Source organism: Brevibacillus sp. GCM10020057, assembly GCF_042683565.1.
Lineage (GTDB): Bacteria > Bacillota > Bacilli > Brevibacillales > Brevibacillaceae > Brevibacillus.
This window is the reverse complement of the sequence record NZ_JBHUJW010000023.1, coordinates 131,992-149,614: the sequence shown is the minus strand read 5'-3', so window position 1 is coordinate 149,614 and position 17,623 is coordinate 131,992. Positions and strand designations below refer to the sequence as shown.

The 17,623-nt window shown below is 56.5% G+C and carries 14 protein-coding genes and 1 other annotated feature; of the genes, 12 read left to right on the top strand and 2 right to left on the bottom strand.

Annotation, left to right across the window (positions count from 1 at the left end):
* Complete coding sequence (gene spoVB / locus ACFSO0_RS07635; RefSeq protein ID WP_376878568.1) at positions 1-1,587, bottom strand: stage V sporulation protein B; 1,587 nt, start codon at positions 1,585-1,587, stop codon at positions 1-3.
* A gap of 85 nt (positions 1,588-1,672) precedes the next feature.
* On the opposite strand from spoVB, the gene ACFSO0_RS07630 reads away from it, so the two are divergent.
* From ACFSO0_RS07630 to ACFSO0_RS07590, 9 genes are all read left to right on the top strand, one after another.
* A complete protein-coding gene (locus ACFSO0_RS07630; protein ID WP_376878901.1) occupies positions 1,673-1,912 on the top strand; it encodes a post-transcriptional regulator in 240 nt (79 codons plus the stop codon).
* A 182-nt stretch (positions 1,913-2,094) separates the two neighbouring features.
* On the top strand, positions 2,095-3,333 hold the full coding sequence (gene secD / locus ACFSO0_RS07625; protein WP_376878566.1) for a protein translocase subunit SecD: 1,239 nt from the start codon (positions 2,095-2,097) through the stop codon (positions 3,331-3,333).
* Entirely contained in the window at positions 3,323-4,237 is a 915-nt protein-coding gene (secF, locus tag ACFSO0_RS07620; RefSeq protein ID WP_376878564.1) for a protein translocase subunit SecF, read from the top strand. The genes secD and secF overlap by 11 nt, the downstream gene beginning before the upstream one ends.
* Positions 4,238-4,336: 99 nt before the next feature.
* Positions 4,337-5,242 (top strand): cation diffusion facilitator family transporter, encoded by a 906-nt coding sequence (locus tag ACFSO0_RS07615; protein ID WP_376878562.1) that lies wholly within the window; start codon positions 4,337-4,339, stop codon positions 5,240-5,242.
* A gap of 76 nt (positions 5,243-5,318) precedes the next feature.
* Positions 5,319-7,676: a single-stranded-DNA-specific exonuclease RecJ gene (gene recJ / locus ACFSO0_RS07610; protein ID WP_376878560.1), complete on the top strand. Its 2,358-nt coding sequence runs from the start codon at positions 5,319-5,321 to the stop codon at positions 7,674-7,676.
* 12 nt (positions 7,677-7,688) lie between these two features.
* A complete protein-coding gene (locus ACFSO0_RS07605) occupies positions 7,689-8,201 on the top strand; it encodes an adenine phosphoribosyltransferase (RefSeq protein WP_376878558.1) in 513 nt (170 codons plus the stop codon).
* Between the two features lie 469 nt (positions 8,202-8,670).
* Positions 8,671-10,839: a RelA/SpoT family protein gene (locus ACFSO0_RS07600; protein ID WP_376878556.1), complete on the top strand. Its 2,169-nt coding sequence runs from the start codon at positions 8,671-8,673 to the stop codon at positions 10,837-10,839.
* A 68-nt stretch (positions 10,840-10,907) separates the two neighbouring features.
* Positions 10,908-11,345 carry a D-aminoacyl-tRNA deacylase gene (gene dtd, locus ACFSO0_RS07595; RefSeq protein ID WP_376878554.1) on the top strand — a complete coding sequence of 146 codons (438 nt, stop codon included), beginning with the start codon at positions 10,908-10,910 and terminating at the stop codon, positions 11,343-11,345.
* Positions 11,346-11,367: 22 nt separating this feature from the next.
* A complete protein-coding gene (locus tag ACFSO0_RS07590; protein WP_376878552.1) occupies positions 11,368-11,922 on the top strand; it encodes a short-chain dehydrogenase in 555 nt (184 codons plus the stop codon).
* Between the two features lie 128 nt (positions 11,923-12,050).
* Here the strand turns inward: ACFSO0_RS07590 and ACFSO0_RS07585 are convergent, their stop codons facing one another.
* Positions 12,051-13,928, bottom strand: a complete 1,878-nt coding sequence (locus ACFSO0_RS07585) for an N-acetylmuramoyl-L-alanine amidase family protein (RefSeq protein ID WP_376878550.1) — start codon at positions 13,926-13,928, stop codon at positions 12,051-12,053.
* 192 nt (positions 13,929-14,120) lie between these two features.
* Here ACFSO0_RS07585 and ACFSO0_RS07580 point away from each other — a divergent pair, with 192 nt between their 5' ends.
* From ACFSO0_RS07580 to hisS, 3 genes are all read left to right on the top strand, one after another.
* Positions 14,121-14,291, top strand: coding sequence for a hypothetical protein (locus ACFSO0_RS07580; protein WP_376878548.1), 171 nt, complete (start codon positions 14,121-14,123; stop codon positions 14,289-14,291).
* Positions 14,292-14,390: 99 nt separating this feature from the next.
* Positions 14,391-15,908, top strand: coding sequence for a coproporphyrinogen III oxidase (locus tag ACFSO0_RS07575; protein ID WP_376878546.1), 1,518 nt, complete (start codon positions 14,391-14,393; stop codon positions 15,906-15,908).
* Positions 15,909-16,003: 95 nt separating this feature from the next.
* Positions 16,004-16,268 (top strand) — a binding site (T-box leader).
* Positions 16,269-16,333: 65 nt separating this feature from the next.
* Positions 16,334-17,620, top strand: a complete 1,287-nt coding sequence (hisS, locus tag ACFSO0_RS07570; protein ID WP_376878544.1) for a histidine--tRNA ligase — start codon at positions 16,334-16,336, stop codon at positions 17,618-17,620.
* Positions 17,621-17,623: the final 3 nt, after the last annotated feature.

The following is a 17,623-nucleotide window of genomic DNA, read 5'->3' as shown; positions in this document are numbered from 1 at the left end:
TTAGCGGCGGGGAAAAAACACGGCCAGCTGCTCGCCGATCCACGGGATGCGGCGCACATCCTGCTTGCCAAGGACGCGCATGGCCACGAGCAGGACGACGTAGAGCAGCGTGCTGGCAAGCGTGCAGGAGAGCAGGAGCTGTCCTGCCGATGCGTCCGTAAACCAATGTTTGGCCATGTACGAACCGGAGTAGCCCATGGCGAGCATCGCGGCGCCGATCTTGCCAAACTCCTTGATGTCGATCGCAAATCCGATCTTTTTGGTCAGACTGGCGAAGTGCAGCAGGGTCACGAGCGTAATGCCAATGTTCATTGCGATGACGGCGCCGTGAATCCCGAACGCAGGGTGGGCCGTAAACAGGAACATGGCGGCCGTCTTGACGATGGCGCCGATCAGCGTGTTGCGGAACACGACCTGGGCGAAATCCAGCCCCTGCAGGGCAGCTGCGAGCGGCGCCTGAAAAAACAGGAAGACGGAAAAGGGAGCCATCGCCTTGAGGAGAAAGCCCACCTCCTGAAACTGGCTTCCGTAGATCAGTCCGCAAAGCCTCTCCGCGAAAACCGTCAGCAACACTGTGCAAGGTGCTCCTATTACGAGTGTGATCCGCATCGATTGGTAGATGCGGCGATGCACGAGGGGAGCATTATTTTGATAGGCGGCCTCCGCGACGGCAGGAACGAGGGAAACGGACAAGGAATACGTAAGAAAAGTCGGAAACATCAAAAGCGGCACGGCCATTCCGGCGAACTGGCCGTACAGTCCGGTGGCGGTGGCTGTCGAAAATCCGGCGATGACGAGCGCCGGCGGAACGAGCATCGGCTCCAGCACGTAGGCGATGGAACCGATGAGGCGGCTCAGGGTCACCGGAAAGGCGACGCGGATCAATTGGCCAAGGCTTGCACGACTCGCTGATACTGCCTGAAGCAAAGGCTTTTCCAGGAGGAGCGCAGCGGTTTTTTTGCTTCCTTTGCGATATTGCCACAATATGTACAGAAGCCCGGCCGCTTCCCCGAAGATGATGCTGGCTACCGCCCCGGCGGTTGCGTACTCGATGCCCAAAGGCAAAAACGAGATCGTCATGACGACGACCAGGGCCATGCGGACGACCTGCTCCAGAAGCTGCGAGACCGCTGTCGGGATCATGTTCTGCTTGCCCTGGAAGTAGCCACGCAGCACGAGGGAAATGCTGGAGATGGGGATGACGGGGATGGCGGCCAGCATGACGATGTGCGCGCGCGGGTCGGTGAACAGCCCGCCTGAAATCCATGTTGCAAGCAGCAGCAGGAGGGAGCAGACGACAAGGCTGATGGCGCCGGTGACGGACAGCGCGAGCACGAGGAAGCGCCGCGTCAGCCGCGGATTGTTGGCCGCTTCGGTTTCTGCTACCTGCTTGGCGATGGCCACCGGCAAGCCGAACGTTGTCAGCGTAATGAGAAAGTACAAGAGGGGCACGACCATCTGATACAGCCCCATCCCTTCTGCGCCAATGATGCGGGAGAGGATGATGCGGTGGGCGAACCCGAGCACTTTGGTGATGCCGCCGGCGGTTATGAGGATGACCGTTCCGTAAAAAAATGACTGTCTCATGGAAGGCTCCTTTGCGAGGAATTTCATTTACTACAGGATATGGACGTGCCGCACCCGGCATGACTAGTTTGGGGGGATTCAAATGTTGGACCAAGCGGAAAAAGATGGTTGGTTTCGTCAGGTTTCAAGTATTTGCCAGAGCAAGGCGGAGGAGTTTGCTCTGCTCGGCTACGAGAATGTGACGGCTGAAGACATTTGGGAATGTGTCAGCCACGTCTACAAGGAAATACCGCCTATGCACCGTCTGGTCAACGATATCCTGTCCCTGAAGCCGAACAAGTACATGAACTATTTGATGATTCAAATGTATCGCAATTCGCAGTGAAACTTCCCCGGCGCACATTCGTAGGAAAGAAAGTGCGCATGCAAGGTCAAAGGCAAGGGGTTGGTTACCATGGTTGACTTTTCCAGCGTGAATTGACACGATTTTTCATACTTCGCTATAATGGGCATACTGGTTTCTCGTCAAGGGACGGGACCCTGTTACGAAAGAGGGGTATTACTGCGATGATAAAATGGGGAAGATTCCTCCTGTTCCTGGTTGTTGTGGGGCTGCTTGGCACGCTGCTCGCAACGACGACCACGCAGGTGGCAGGCAAGATCACACTCGGTCTGGACCTTCAAGGCGGCTTTGAAATTTTGTACGAAGTAGAGCCGCTGGAAGCCGGACATCAGGTTGACATTGAATTGCTCAAATCAACCGCACACATGATTGAGAAACGGATTAACATCGGCGGCGTGGCAGAGCCCGTCATCGACACGGAACTGCCAAACCGGATTCGCGTCAAGATCGCTTCACAATCGGCTGACCAGGACAAGCTTCGCGAGCTAATCGGAAAACCGGCTGTACTGACGTTCCGCGACGAATCGGGCAAAACCATTCTGCGCGGCAGCGACCTCGCTCCGAACGGCGCAGCTGTCGGCTACGACGATCTGAAACGCCCATTGGTAACCGTCAAATTCTCTGACGCCAAAAAACTGGAAGATGTCACGCGTGCGAATCTACATAAACGCATGGCGATTTATCTGGACGATAACTTGCAGACCAACCCGACCATTCAGTCGGTCATCACGGGCGGAAGCGCGCAAATTACCGGGGATTACACCCAGGAATCGGCGCAAGAGCTGGCTGACCTGCTGAACTCCGGGGCGATGCCTGCCAAACTGATTGAGAAACAGGTAACATCGGTAGGGGCTTCGCTGGGTGCTCTCGCCCTCCAGAAGACGATTTACGCAGGGTATATCGGTGCCGGTTTGATTTTCCTGTTCATGCTGCTCGTCTACCGTATGCCGGGAATGATTGCCAATATTACACTGGCGGGCTTTACGTATTTTTGTTTGCTCGTCCTGGACTGGATGGACGCGACGCTTACGTTGCCGGGGATTGCCGGCTTCATTCTCTCCATCGGGATCGCGGTTGACGCGAACATCATTACGTACGAGCGCATTCAGGAAGAAATTCGTTCCGGCAAGACGATTCTGTCGGCATTTCGCTCCGGTGAACGCCGCTCCCTGATCACCATTTTGGACGCGCATATCACCACGCTGATTGCGACAGGCGTGCTGTTCTACTTTGGGACGAGCTCCATCCAAGGTTTTGCTGTCGTCCTGGCGATGACGATCGTCGTGAGTATCATTACCAACGTGTTCGGGTCTCGATTCCTCCTCTGGCTGGTAGTCCGCTCCAACATGTTTAAAAAGCCGTTCTGGTTCGGAGTAAAGGAGAGTGAGATCGGTGAGCTTTAATAACCGCGACACGGTCGTCCGTTTTGATATCGTTAAAAACCGGCGGAAGTTTTTTATCGGATCTTCCGCGATTATCATCCTTGGCTTGCTGTTCATTTTGATTCAGGGCCTGCATTTGGGGGTAGACTTCAAAGCGGGTACCCGTCTTGACCTGTACATCGGGAAAGAATTCAAGGTGGCTGATGTAGAGGCCGTCATCAAGAAGGAAATTCCGAATGTAGCCTTTACACCCGTGACGCCATATGGTACGTATCAGGCGTTCACCCGTTTTGACCAGACGGTGTCCTCTGACACGATGATGAAGCTGGAGCAAGGGCTGAAGGCCAAATTCGGGGATCAGGTGAACAAGCAGGTCTCCACGGTGGACCCGAGTATCGCCCGCGAGATGGTGAAAAAAGCGGCGATTGCTGTCGCGATCGCGTCAATCGGGATTGTGATCTACATTGCGATTCGCTTCCAGCTTTTGTTCGGGATTGCCTGCGTCGTCGGTCTCATTCACGACGTGTTCATCCCGATCGCCCTGTTCTCGGTGCTCGGACTGGAAGTAGACCTGACGTTCATCGCAGCGCTGCTGACCATTCTCGGTTACTCGATCAACGATAAGATCGTAATTTTTGACCGGATTCGGGAAAACCTAAGAACGATGAAGTCCAAAACCATTCCTGACCTGGAGCATCTCGTCAACGTGTCTCTGTGGCAGACCATGCGCCGCTCTGTCTATACGGTAGCGACCGTCTTTTTCACCGTATTGGCGATTGCCGTGCTGGGCAGTGAGAGCATCCGCAACTTCTCGCTGGCGCTGCTGTTCGGTCTGGTGAGTGGTACGTATTCCTCGATTTTCATCGCCGCTCAAATTTGGGTGAACCTGAAAGAACGGAATATGCGCAAAAAGAAAGCACAATAGCAGTATGATTTTTTGTAAATAGGGTTGAAGTGCCGCGGGGATTCCCCGCGGTTTTCTGCTCTCCGAAGGAATCAAGTGGGAAAAGGGGGCGTCGCTATCATGGATGATCGTCTCGCGAAAGCGCAGTTTGGAGCATGGGTGGGGATCGTGGGCAATCTCTCCTTGGCTGCGATCAAGCTCGTCATCGGTTTGCTTGCCAAATCGCAGGCATTGATTGCCGATTCCGTCCATTCCGCTTCGGATGTGGTAGGTTCGGTGGCAGTGCTGATCGGCCTGCGTGCGGCAGAGCGGCCTCCCGATGCAGATCACCCGTACGGCCACGGCAAGGCGGAGTCGATCTCGGCCATTATCGTGGCGGTACTGCTTGTGGTCGTCGGCTTCGAGATTGCCCAGTCTTCCATCAAGTCGTTTTTTGCGCCGCTGGAAGCGCCGGGTTTTATCGCCGTCTGGGCAGCGATCGGCTCCATGGGCGTCAAGGAATGGATGTTTCGCTACAAGTACAACCTTGGCAAAAAGCTGAACAGCCAATCCTTGATTGCGAATGCGTGGGAGCATCGGTCAGACGTCTACTCGTCGTTTGCTGCGCTGGTAGGGATTGGAGGCGCGATTGCAGGCGAACGGCTGTCCGTCCCGTGGATGCTGTATCTGGACCCCGCTGCCGGGATCTTCGTCTCTGTGCTGGTTTTGAAAATGTCTTACAATATCCTGATGGAATCCATTCACAGCACGCTGGATCACGTCCTGCATGAAGAAGACACGGTAGAGCTGCGGCAGACGATCAGCAGCGTGCCGGGCGTATTGCGCATCGATACGCTGCGGGCGAGGGAGCACGGACACTACTTGATCGTCGATGTAAAGGTCGGGGTGGACCCGCACATAACAGTCGAGGCGGGGCATCGGATCGGCAAACAGGTCAAGCGCGAACTGATGGAGAAGCACGCGCAAGTGAGGGATGTTTTTGTCCATATCAATCCCTATGATCCAAGGCCGCAGGAACACGAGTAAGGGAAGCGCTTGCTTTACGCAGTTGTCAGTCTCATCCTCCATCCTCTATAATGAATGGGGATTGGAGGGGTGGCTCATGTTGAAAGCGAAATCACGCTGGCAAGTGGCTGCTTATGACGAACAATTGGCGACGGCCATTGCTGCCGAATGTGGGTTGACTCCGCTGGTATCCAAGCTGCTGGTAATTCGCGGCATCGATTCGCCGCAGAAGGCCCGCGATTTTTTACAGGCAGGCCCGGAGTTGTTTTACGATCCATATCTGCTGGATGGCATGGAACAAAGCGTCCACCGCATCAGGCAGGCTATCGAGAGGAAAGAGCCGATCTGCATCTACGGCGATTACGATGCAGACGGAGTCAGCTCGACATCGCTCATGGTACATTTGATGCGCCAGCTCGGCGCGGTATTTGATTACTACATTCCCAACCGGTTTACGGAAGGATACGGGTTACATAAAGACGCATTGGCACACTTGCAGCAAAGCGGTTACAAGCTGGTGATCACCGTCGATACCGGGATCAGTGCGGTCGAGCAGGTGGAATACGCCAAAGAACTGGGTCTGGATGTCATTGTAACTGACCACCATGAACCTCCGGCTGTCATTCCGGAGGCATTTGCTGTGATCAACCCGAAGAAGCCGGGCTGCTCCTATCCGTTCGACATGCTGGCCGGTGTCGGCGTCGCCTTCAAGGTAGGACATGCCTTGCTGGGGGAAGCACCCCTGCACCTGGCGGACCTGGCGGCGCTGGGGACGATCGCAGACCTCGTTCCGCTGGTCGACGAAAACCGCATTTTGGCCCGGGCAGGTCTCAAGCGGTTGAACCAGACCAGAAACATTGGGCTGCAGGCGTTGATTCGCGTCAGCGGGCTTGCCGACAGCGAACTGTCAGCAGGCCACGTCGGTTTTGCTCTCGGACCGCGCCTGAATGCGAGCGGCAGGCTGGAGACGGCAGAAGCGGCAGTCAAGCTGCTGACGACAGAAGATCCCGAGGAAGCCGAGCAGTGCGCCCAGACGCTCGATAATCTGAACCGCGAACGCCAGGAGCTTGTCCAGTCCATGACGGAGGAAGCGATCCGGATCGTTCGCGAGGAGTATCCGCCAGAGGAGAACAAGGTGCTGGTGGTAGCCAGGGAAGGCTGGAACGTCGGGGTCGTCGGCATCGTCGCATCACGGCTGGTCGAGCATTTTTACCGGCCGACAATCGTGCTGGGGATCGACCCTGTCAAAGGTACAGCAAAAGGCTCTGCCCGCAGCATCGCCGGTTTTGACATGTACGAGGCGCTGACCGCGTGCAAGGAGTGGCTGCCGCATTACGGCGGGCATACGATGGCTGCCGGTATGACGCTCCCGGTCGAAAATCTCGAACCGCTGCGGAAAAGGCTGAACGAGCTGGCAGACGAATGGCTGACCGCAGACGATTTCATCCCGCTGACCAAGGTCGATGTCGCCATGGACATCCAGGAGATCAGTCTCGACGCAGCGGAGCAGCTGGAGCGGCTGTCGCCGTACGGAATGGGCAATCCGACGCCGCTCGTCCTGCTCGAAGGCGTGGAGGCGAGCGGTCTGAGGATCATCGGGCGAGACGACAATCATCTGAAATGCACCTTGCAAAAAGCAGGGACATCCGTTGATGCCATCGGCTTTAACTGGGCGCATGTCACGAAACAGGTTACCTCGAAAGCCAGGTTCAACGTGCTGGGCGAGCTGTCGGTCAACGAGTGGAACGGGAATCGCAAACCGCAGCTGACCATTCGCGACCTGTCCGTGCCCCATCAGCAGGTGTTCGATTGGCGCGGCAGCCGGGACAAGTGGGAAAAGTGGCTGCAAATCGCTGGCGAGCCGGGTTCCTGGACCGTCGTCTTTCGCGAGGAGAGCTACGAATATTTTCACGCCAGGGCGACCCCGGAGCAGGCCCGTTTCATCTGGTACGCCGGTGCGGAAAAGGCTCCAGGTGAGCCGCTGCCGGTATGGCAAAACGTGATGCTGTACGACCTGCCCAAGCGCCGCGCCGACTTGCAAGCGATCCTGCACCAGGTGAGCCAGGCGGAGAGAATCTACTGCCTGTTTGGTGATCCGGACCTGGGAATGGAAAGGCTTTCTTGCCCGGGCAGGGAGCATTTCAAGCAGCTTTACCAATTTCTCATGCAAGTGCCCATTGTCCCGCATATTCATCTGGACGCTTTGGCGCGCAGGCTGAAGTGGAACCGGAAGTTGCTGGATGGCATGATCGCCATTTTCGCGGAGCTGGGGCTGCTTGCAGAGGAGCCGGGTCAGTATCGGCTGCAAACCCCCAAGGGAAAACGCCCTCTGGAGAGTTCACAAATATACATGGCCTGGAAGGAAGAAGCAGAGCTTGCCACGGAGTTGCTCCTGTCTTCTTCCGATGAGTTGATCCGCACGTTTCATCAGCTGGTGGAAGTGTCCACCGTATAGGAGGAATTATTTATGGATTTCAAACAGTACATTCGCGTCATTCCTGACTTCCCGCAGCCAGGGATTCGCTTCAAGGACATTACGACCTTGCTCAAGGACGGCCCGGCTTACCGCGCCGCCATCCAGGAGCTGGCTTTGTTCGCGCGTGAAGTTCAGGCTGACGTCATCGCAGGTCCGGAAGCCCGTGGCTTCGTCGTGGGCGCGCCCCTCTCCTATGAGCTGGGCATCGGCTTTGTCCCGATTCGCAAATCTGGCAAGCTGCCATACGAGTCCATCAAGGCGGACTACGACCTCGAGTACGGAAAGGATGCTCTGGCTGTACACATCGACGCCGTCCAGCCAGGACAGCGCGTGTTGATCGCAGACGACCTGCTGGCGACCGGCGGAACGATCGAGACGACGATCAACCTGATCGAGCAGCTCGGCGGCAAAGTCGTAGGAGCGGCGTTCCTGATCGAGCTGTCTTACCTGGACGGCCGCAAAAAAATCGGGGAAATTCCGGTGAAATCTTTGGTGCAATATTAATGCAAAACGAGCAAAAAACGGGCTGAGTGCCCGTTTTTTGTTTCCCGGATCAGAACTTATAATATGGTTAACCCGTAAAAGCCCGTAAGCAAATGTGGTTATTTGCCCATTGGGGTGAAGGTTTCCAATTTTCTAATACTGTTCATACTTTACAGTGGAATACAGCTTTACAACACGAACGACATGCAAGATAATAATATGAAATAGACATGATACTCATTTTCCATCCTATCGCATGACCGATTTTTGAAACGGCTTCGCAGGACTTTTTTTTTATACCATCGTTTCCTCGGCAGCCTTTTCTGGCAGGCTGATAGCAGGAGCCCACGAATACGCGGCTGCTCATCCGTGAATGGGCCTCGTTAAAAAGGTTTTCTGAACGTATGACTGCGGTAAACTTCCGCTTAATAAAGGACCAGCTTCTTTCTGCAAAGAAGTTTTTCTTACGAGAGGATAAGGGAAGAGAATTATGATTACCGGCATTGATGAGGTAGTAAAGAAAGCAAGCACGTATTTATCAGAAGCGGATTTGGACCTGATTACCCGTGCGTATCAGTTGGCGGAGAAAGCGCATGAAGGCCAGGTACGGAAATCCGGCGTTCCGTACATTATGCATCCCATCGCGGTTGCAGGCATCCTCGCCAATTTGCATATGGATGCGGTGACGATTGCCGCCGGTTTTCTGCATGATGTGGTGGAAGACACGGAAATTACGCTCGATCACCTCCGCGAACAGTTTGGACCGGATGTGGCACTCCTGGTAGACGGAGTGACCAAGCTGGAAAAAATCAAGTACAAATCCAAGGAAGAGCAGCTCGCGGAAAACCACCGCAAGATGCTGATTGCCATGGCCCAGGACATTCGGGTCATCATGATCAAGCTGGCTGACCGCCTGCACAACATGCGTACGCTGCGGCACATGTCCGAGGAAAAGCAGCGGGAGATTTCCGACGAGACGCTGGAAATTTTCGCACCGCTGGCTCACCGGCTCGGGATCGCTTCCGTCAAATGGGAGCTGGAGGATACCGCGCTGCGCTATCTGAATCCACAGCAGTATTACCGCATCGTCAACCTGATGCAGAAGAAACGGGTAGAACGCGAAGCCTACCTGAATGAAGCGTCGGACACGATCCGCGAAAAGTTGGGCGAGCTCAACATCGAAGCGGAAATTTCCGGACGGCCGAAGCACATCTACAGCATTTATAAAAAGATGACGAAGCAGAACAAGCAGTTCAACGAGATTTACGATCTGCTTGCGCTGCGGATCATCGTGAACGACATCCGCGACTGCTATGCGGTGCTCGGGATCGTGCACACGCTGTGGAAGCCGATGCCTGGCCGCTTCAAAGACTATATTGCCATGCCGAAGACGAACATGTACCAGTCTCTGCACACGACCGTGATCGGTCCCAAAGGCGAGCCGCTGGAAGTGCAGATTCGCACATGGGATATGCATCAGACGGCAGAAATCGGGATCGCCGCGCACTGGGCCTACAAAGAAGGCAAGAGCGTGGTCCAGGGGTCGTTCGCGGAGAAGCTGGGGAACTTGCGCGAGATGATCGAAGGCGGCTCCGAGGAAGCGCCCAACGCGCAGGAGTTCATGGAAAGCCTCAAGCAGGACCTGTTTTCCGATACGGTCTTCGTCTTTACGCCAAAAGGCGACGTCGTCGAGCTGCCCAAAGGCTCCGTGCCGCTCGACTTCTCCTACCGGATTCACTCTGCGGTGGGGAACCGCACGATCGGGGCGAAGGTCAACGGAAAAATCGTGCCGCTCGACTACGCGATGAAAACCGGCGACATCGTGGAAATTTTGACTTCCAAGCACTCGTACGGACCGAGCCGGGACTGGCTGAAAATAGCGAAGTCCGCGCATGCCCGCAACAAAATCAAGCAGTGGTTCAAGAAAGAGAAGCGGGAAGAAAACGTCGCCAAAGGGCAGCAAATGATCGAGGCCGAGATCAAGGCGCGCAACTTTGAGGTCAAGGAAGTCATGACGGAGGCAAACCTGAAGGAAGCTGCTGCCCGTTTCAACTTCCAGGGCGCGGAAGACATGTTTGCCGCAGTCGGCTACGGCGGGATTACCGCCTCGCAGATCGTCACCCGTCTGGTCGACAAGCTGCGCCGGGAGCGGGAAGAACAAAACCCGGTCATCCCCGAATACAAACCGAACCCGCAGCATACCGGAAAAAGCGAGTCCGGGGTCAAAGTGCGCGGCGTAGACAATTTGCTGGTGCGCATTTCCCGTTGCTGTACGCCCGTTCCAGGCGACCAGATCATCGGGTTCATCACGCGGGGACGGGGCGTCTCCGTGCACAGGGCGGACTGTCCGAACGTCCTGACGGATGAATGCTCGGAACGGTTGATCGACGTCGAATGGGACACGGACTTCAAGCACAATTTCAACGTGGAGATCGAAATCACCGGCAGTGACCGCAGCGGACTGCTCAATGACGTGCTGCAGGTCGTGGCGGAGACCAAGACGAACATCGCTGCCGTTAGCGGCAAGGCCGACAAAAACCGCGTAGCGACCATTCACATGACGATCTCTATCAGCAACGTGGATCATTTGCAAAAGGTCGTGGAGCGCATCAAACGCATCAAAGATATTTATTCGGTTCGCCGGATTTTGAGCACCTGATCCTTCGAGGATTGGGTGTTTTGTTTGCACAGCGTCTGCAGTGAACGAAAGAAGGGAATGGACTTAAGATGAGAGTAGTCGTACAACGAACGAAAGAAGCGAGTGTGACGGTAGCAGGGGAAGTAGTAGGCGAGATCGAGCACGGCTTGCTGCTGCTCGTCGGGATCACCCATGAGGACGGCGAGAAGGAAGTGGAGTTCGTCGCGGATAAAATTGCCAATCTGCGCATTTTTGAAGATGCGGAAGGCAAGATGAACCATTCGGTCCAGGAGACGGGCGGGCAGATTTTGTCCGTGTCACAGTTTACGCTGTACGGCGATTGCCGCAAAGGGCGGCGCCCGAATTTCATGGCGGCAGCGAGACCCGAGCACGCAGAGCCGCTGTACGAGCTGTTTAATGCGAAGCTGCGGGAAAAAGGGCTGCGTGTCGAAACGGGCCGCTTCGGGGCGATGATGGACGTGCGCCTGCTCAACGACGGCCCAGTTACTTTGATCGTCGAATCGTAGTGCAGGAAGAGGGGGGCAGTATGTGGGACGAGAAGCTTTGGTCATCGGGGGGAGCGGCATGCTGGCCGAAGTGTCGCGCTGGCTGGCGGAGACGGGCTATCACGTAACCGTGGTTGGCCGCGATCGGCGGCGCTTGGAGCGTGTTGCGGGATGCTCGGGGGCGGTGGCACCGGAGTCGTTTACGTTGCTGCCACTCGACTATCATGACACAGAGAAGCTGCGTCAGGCTTTATCGCATCTGCTCTGTGAACGTGGCTCTATCGATTTGGTCGTCGCCTGGATTCACAGTACAGCAAGCGAAGCGCTGCCAGCGGTCATACAGTCACTTGCACGTCAACAGCGGGAGTGGCGCCTGTTTCACGTCTGCGGCAGTCGGGCGTGGATCGAGCCTCCACGCGAGCCGGTGGCGGACCATCTACTGTACCGGCGCATCATTCTCGGTTTTGTGCTCGAAGGGAACGAGTCGCGGTGGCTGACGAATGAGGAGATCGCCCAAGGCGTGATCCGGGCCGTTCGTGCGGATCAGCCGTCCATCGTCGGAGTCGTCGAGCCGTGGGAGAAGCGCCCGGGATATTGAGGAAGCTGCTTCGGCTGGATGGGAAAACCCGGCTGCGCCAAGCCATGGGCGCAGCCTGATCTGGATATGGAAAAGAACGCAGGAGCCTGTTCCTGCGTTCTTTTTTTGCTGACGAAAGGTAATGCCGTTCAACTGCCTTGTGTGTTTTGCGCGGAGAAGTACTGAACGATCCCTTTGTACAAGCCTTCCGCCGCCAAATCCTGCTGCTTTTCCGAGCGGACGCGGATTTCCTCGTTGTAATTGGAGAGAAAGCCGATCTCCGCCAGAATCGCTGTCACCGGATTTTCCCGCAGGACGAAGTAGTCGCCGAAGCGGGATTGCAAATCTTTGTAGTTGGTCGCCTTGACCAGCTCGTTTTGGACGAGGGAGGCCAGCTTGCTGGAATTGCCCTGGTTGTAATAAAAGACGATCGATCCGTTCGTAGCCGTATTCGGATGGGTGTTGTGGTGGACGCTGACGAAAATGTCCGCGTGGTTGTTCACGGCAACATCCACCCGCTGCTGCAAGGTCAGCTTGCGGTCGTCCGCACGGGTCATGATCACTTTCGCTCCTGCCGCTTCGAGCTTGTTGCGCAAAAGCAGGGCGACTTGCAAATTCACGGTTTTCTCCAGCGTTGAAAAGCTGTTGCCGGTAGCGCCGGTGTCATTGCCGCCGTGGCCGGGGTCGACTACGATCACTTTGCCGACCAGTTCGTTCGAGCGGGTGACGGCAGGGGTGCCGCTGGCGGATACGAGCCAGCCTGCGATATAGCCGGTCTCTCCGTTGCCCAACGTCACCTGGAACCAGTCGCCGTTTTTGCTGACGATCGCGTATTTCTCGCCTGGCTGGGCGTGCGACACGACCGCGTGCTCGGTACCGGGTCCGGAGCGGATGTTCGTGTCGGGATTGATGGTTGTGACGTAAGGGCCGCTGGGAGCCGGAGTCTGCGGGGAAGTCCCGGCATCTGACACGGTCACGAGCCAGCCTGCGACCCAGCCTGTTTTGCCTTCTTGCGTCTGGACATGGTACCATTCCCCTTGCTTTTCCAGCACCGTCAATGTGCTCCCCAGCGGCAGCGTCCCGAGAATGGCGCTCGTCGTATTGGCTTCGCTGCGCAAATTGAGGCCGTCCGTATTTGGCTTGGCAGTCTGTTTCGCAGCGGGTGCAGGCGTGCTGACAGGAGGCGCGGTCACGTTGCCGCTTCCCGCAGGAGCCGGGACTGACGGATTGCCGGTCCCTAAGCCCGTGTCAGGTGGCAGCGAGGAAACGGCGCCTTCTTCCGCGGGGAACCATGCGTTGACACCTTCATATGGAAACTGAATCCAGCCGTTTTGCTTGCTCAGGACGGTGATGTTCTGACCTGCATGCAGCTGGCCGATCGCCGGAGTGCTGGCATCGGGAGTCGCATATACGTAGGGCGCGAAGTCCAGCGTCAGGCTCGCCCCTTTGACTGCGGAAGGTTTCGTCTGCGCAGCCGATGCAGCCGATGCTGCCGGTGCGTTTGCCGTACTGCTGCCGGCAGGGGAAGTCCCGTCAGTTTGCGTGCCGGCTGTGCTTTCCTTGACCAGCCAGCCGGCGACCCAGCCTTTGCTCTGGCCCGAAAGCTGGATTTGGACCCATTGCCCGCTTTTTTGCACGACCGGGTAGCGCGTCCCGGGATTGATTGTCTGAACGACGGAATAAGTCTGGCCGGGGCCTGAGCGGACATTGAGATCGGTGGTGGTGCTCTCAATCTGGGAGATCGGTGCTGCGGAGGCTCCTTGCTGCTTGACGAGGTAATTGGCGACCCAGCCTGTTTTACCGTTTGGCAGTTTCACCTGAATCCAGTCGTTTTTGGTCGAGAGGACGGGCAACACCGTCTTGATCGGCAAAGTGGTGATAACGGAATCCTGAAGGCTTGGACCCGAGCGGACATTCAACTTGTCTACGGATACCTGAACAGAACCTGCGGCCCAAGCTGAAGTGACGGGGATGGAAACGGCGCATGCGATAGTCAGGAATGACCTCAGGAACAATTGACGAAACACGATTTGACATCCTTTCCAGCTGATTTGCGATTGTCCATGCGAACTTTTGCATCATTTTGGTAAAGGTACATGTTTCGTGTTCTATCCGGCTTTTTCCTGCATTCTCCGACAACTTCTGCTTCGTTTTGCGGATTTGATTTGCTCTCGAATGGCAATACTAGGGAGACAACATTGCATCAGGAGGAATGCGGCGTGAGACAGTCCGAGAAGGAGACATTCGCCCAGGAGCTGAACCGCAAGTTGTTTTCCGTCGATTTTCACGATGTTTTGGAAAAGGAATCGACGCTAGGCGATGTGGAAATGTCCAGGGAGTTCCAGAACAGTGTGCGGGATGTCCAGCATTTGCGCAGAAAACGGAAATAATGGACGGGATTGCTTGGAAGGGATGCCACTTGGATGGTTGACCGGCGGAATCTCGGTCGGCTAAGATGGAGTGTGGCATACTGAAAAGCAGGTGAACCAATGATTCAAGTATCGTGTGTGGGACATGCGTTCGAGCGGGAGTTGTCGCTGATTCTCGCGTTGTTTTACGAAGATCCGCAGCTGATCTTTACAAGCGAATGGACCGAGGAACCGGGGCTGCGACTGCGGCTGGAGCTTGCCCGGCGAGAGGACGGTGTTCTGGCGACAGGCGAGCTGTATGACGGTGTCCGCCGCATCCGGCATCAGGTCGGTCGCGAATATGTGTCCCGCGAAGAAAAGGCGATGCGCAAGACGGCCAAGCAGGCGCTCTGCTACGCGTTGCTCTTGCTTTTGGAAGAATATACCGGGATCGAGCAAGGCTGGGGAATTTTGACCGGCATCCGTCCGACCAAGCTGCTGCATCAGCTGAATGTGGCGAACGTTCCGCGCGAGGAAGCCCACCGCCGCCTGCAGGAAGACGTCATTTTGCGTCCCTACAAGCTGCAGTTGCTGCAGGAAATCGTGGATCGGCAATTGAGGGTCGTACCTGACCTGTACCGTATCGACCAGGAGCTGTCGGTGTACATCGGCATTCCGTTTTGCCCGACCAAATGCGCGTACTGCACGTTTCCTGCCTATGCGATCCGCAGCCATACCGCTTCGGTCAATCCGTTTCTCGAAGGGCTGCACTACGAAATGGAGCAGATCGGCAAGTGGCTCGCGGACAACGATCAGCGGATCACCTCGATCTACTTCGGGGGAGGGACGCCGACGAGCATTACCGCCGAGGACATGGATCGGCTGTTCCAGACGATGTACCGCACTTTCCCGCATATGGACGACGTACGGGAGCTGACCGTGGAAGCGGGACGCCCCGATACGATCACTCGCGACAAGCTCGTGGTCATGAAGCGCTGGGGAGTCGACCGGATCAGCATCAACCCGCAGTCGTTTACCCAGGAGACGCTGCAGGCGATCGGCCGCCATCACACGGTCGAGGAGACGATCGAGAAGTACCATCTGGCAATGGAAATGGGGCTTACGAATATTAACATGGACCTGATCATCGGCCTGCCGAACGAAGGCGTGGCGGAGCTGGCCCACAGCCTGGGCGAGATCGAAAAGCTCATGCCCGCCTCGCTGACGGTGCATACCTTGTCCTTCAAGCGCGCCTCCGAGATGACGCAGAACAAGGAGCGCTACAAGGTGGCGAGCCGGGACGAGATCGGGAAGATGATGGAGCTGGCGTCGCAGTGGACGCGCGCGCATGGCTACGATCCGTACTACCTGTATCGGCAAAAGAACATCTTGGGCAATCTGGAAAACGTCGGCTACTCCAAGCCGGGTCAGGAGAGCATTTACAACATCATGATCATGGAAGAGGTCCAGACGATTCTCGGACTGGGCTGCGGAGCGGTCTCCAAGCTGATGGCGCCGGGCAGCGGCAAGCTGACGCGCTGGGCGAACCCGAAAGACCCCAAGACGTACAACGAAACGTACCGCGTGCTTGTGGAAGAAAAGCTGCGCGATCTGGATGCCGTCTATTTTGGCAAGTCGGGCAAGCAAGCCTTGGCCTGATAACTGGTTTGCAAAAAAAGTTTTACGACAGCGCCTGTTGACTTTCGGATGGCAGGTTTGCTATGATTCACAATATCTTTTCAAACTTGACATCATCAGATCTGATGACGGGAACAAGTAGCCGAGCACCGGATAACCAGAGAGAAAGCACCGTGGCTGAAAGTGCTTTTGTATGACGACTTGGTGAATGACATCCCCGAAGACCGCAGTGAACGGCTGAAGCTGACCAGCTTCCCCAGTAACTGGCAGGCGTGCGCCGACGTTAACGGCTTATGAAGAGGAGTACCCTTTCGCTTGCACAAAAGGGTGCTCAAATCAGGGTGGCACCACGGGAGTTCAAACCGGTCTCTCGTCCCTGACATGTGGCCTAGCTGCATGTCAGGAGGCGGGGGGCTTTTTTATTTTGAATGGGGGGTCCTTTTGAAATGACGAGAATCCAGATTCCTCGCGGCACGCAAGATATCATGCCGGGTACCGTCGAGCTGTGGCACTACGTGGAGGCCAAGGCCCGCGAGCTGTGCCGCCGCTTCAACTACCAGGAAATCCGCACGCCGCTTTTTGAAAGCACGGAATTGTTCCAGCGCGGCGTGGGAGAGACGACCGACATCGTGGAAAAAGAGATGTACAGCGTCGCCAATCCGCGCAGTACGGACGCGCTGACGCTCCGTCCGGAAGGGACTGCCGGTGTCGTCCGTTCCTACGTGGAAAACAAGCTGTACGGCTCGCCGAACCAGCCTACCAAGCTGTACTACCTCGGCCCGATGTTCCGCCACGAGCGTCCGCAGGCAGGGCGCTACCGCCAGTTCGTGCAGTTCGGAGCGGAGGCGATCGGCTCCAGCGATCCGGCGATTGACGCAGAGGTCATCGGCCTCGCCATCCGCCTCTATCAGGAGCTGGGACTGACGGGACTGAGCGTCGAGCTGAACAGCGTCGGTACGCTGGAAGACCGCGCCCGTCACCGCGAGCATTTGCTGGCGCATCTGAACGGCGTGCGTACGCAGCTGTGCGAAGACTGCCAATCCCGGATCGACCGCAATCCGCTGCGCGTGCTCGACTGCAAAAACGAGAAGTGCAAGTCGCTGACCCAGGACGCGCCGTCGATCCTCGATTACTTGAGCGAGGAGTCGGCCGCGCATTTTGAAGCGGTAAAAGGCTATCTGACTGCCCTTGACATTCCGTTCCACGTCAATCCGCGTCTGGTCCGCGGACTCGACTACTACACCTTGACCGCCTTTGAAATCAAGATGGCGGAAATTGGCGCGGTAGAAACATTGTGCGGCGGCGGACGCTACAACGGACTGGTAGCGGAGCTGGGCGGCGACGACATGCCGGGCATCGGGTTTGCGCTCAGTATCGAACGGCTGCTGCTGGCGTTGGAAAAGCAAGGCGTACAGCTGCCGGTCAGCGGCGGCATCGACTGCTTCGTGGTCGTACAGACAAGTGAGGCGAAAAAAGCGGCGTTCGTCCTCGTCGATCAGCTGCGCCAGGCAGGCATTGCCGCCGAGTTGGACTATCTCGACCGCAAAATGAAAGCGCAGCTGAAGCAAGCCGACCGCCTGTCAGCGCGTTTTACGGCGATCATTGGCGAGAGCGAACTTGCAAACGGCACCGTCGTGCTCAAGGAAATGGCAACAGGCGAGCAGCAGGAGATCAAACGGGAAAGCCTCGTTTCCGAGCTGAACGCCAAACTACATCATACAAACCAGAACTAAGTG

Bases quoted from the DNA above. Each gene is read 5' to 3' on its own strand.
- dtd (WP_376878554.1), top strand. From the start codon at position 10,908: ATGAGAGTAGTCGTACAACGAACGAAAGAAGCGAGTGTGACGGTAGCA.
- secD (WP_376878566.1), top strand. From the start codon at position 2,095: ATGATAAAATGGGGAAGATTCCTCCTGTTCCTGGTTGTTGTGGGGCTG.
- spoVB (WP_376878568.1), bottom strand. From the start codon at position 1,587: ATGAGACAGTCATTTTTTTACGGAACGGTCATCCTCATAACCGCCGGC.
- recJ (WP_376878560.1), top strand. From the start codon at position 5,319: ATGTTGAAAGCGAAATCACGCTGGCAAGTGGCTGCTTATGACGAACAA.
- ACFSO0_RS07615 (WP_376878562.1), top strand. From the start codon at position 4,337: ATGGATGATCGTCTCGCGAAAGCGCAGTTTGGAGCATGGGTGGGGATC.
- ACFSO0_RS07600 (WP_376878556.1), top strand. From the start codon at position 8,671: ATGATTACCGGCATTGATGAGGTAGTAAAGAAAGCAAGCACGTATTTA.
- ACFSO0_RS07575 (WP_376878546.1), top strand. From the start codon at position 14,391: ATGATTCAAGTATCGTGTGTGGGACATGCGTTCGAGCGGGAGTTGTCG.
- ACFSO0_RS07605 (WP_376878558.1), top strand. From the start codon at position 7,689: ATGGATTTCAAACAGTACATTCGCGTCATTCCTGACTTCCCGCAGCCA.
- hisS (WP_376878544.1), top strand. From the start codon at position 16,334: ATGACGAGAATCCAGATTCCTCGCGGCACGCAAGATATCATGCCGGGT.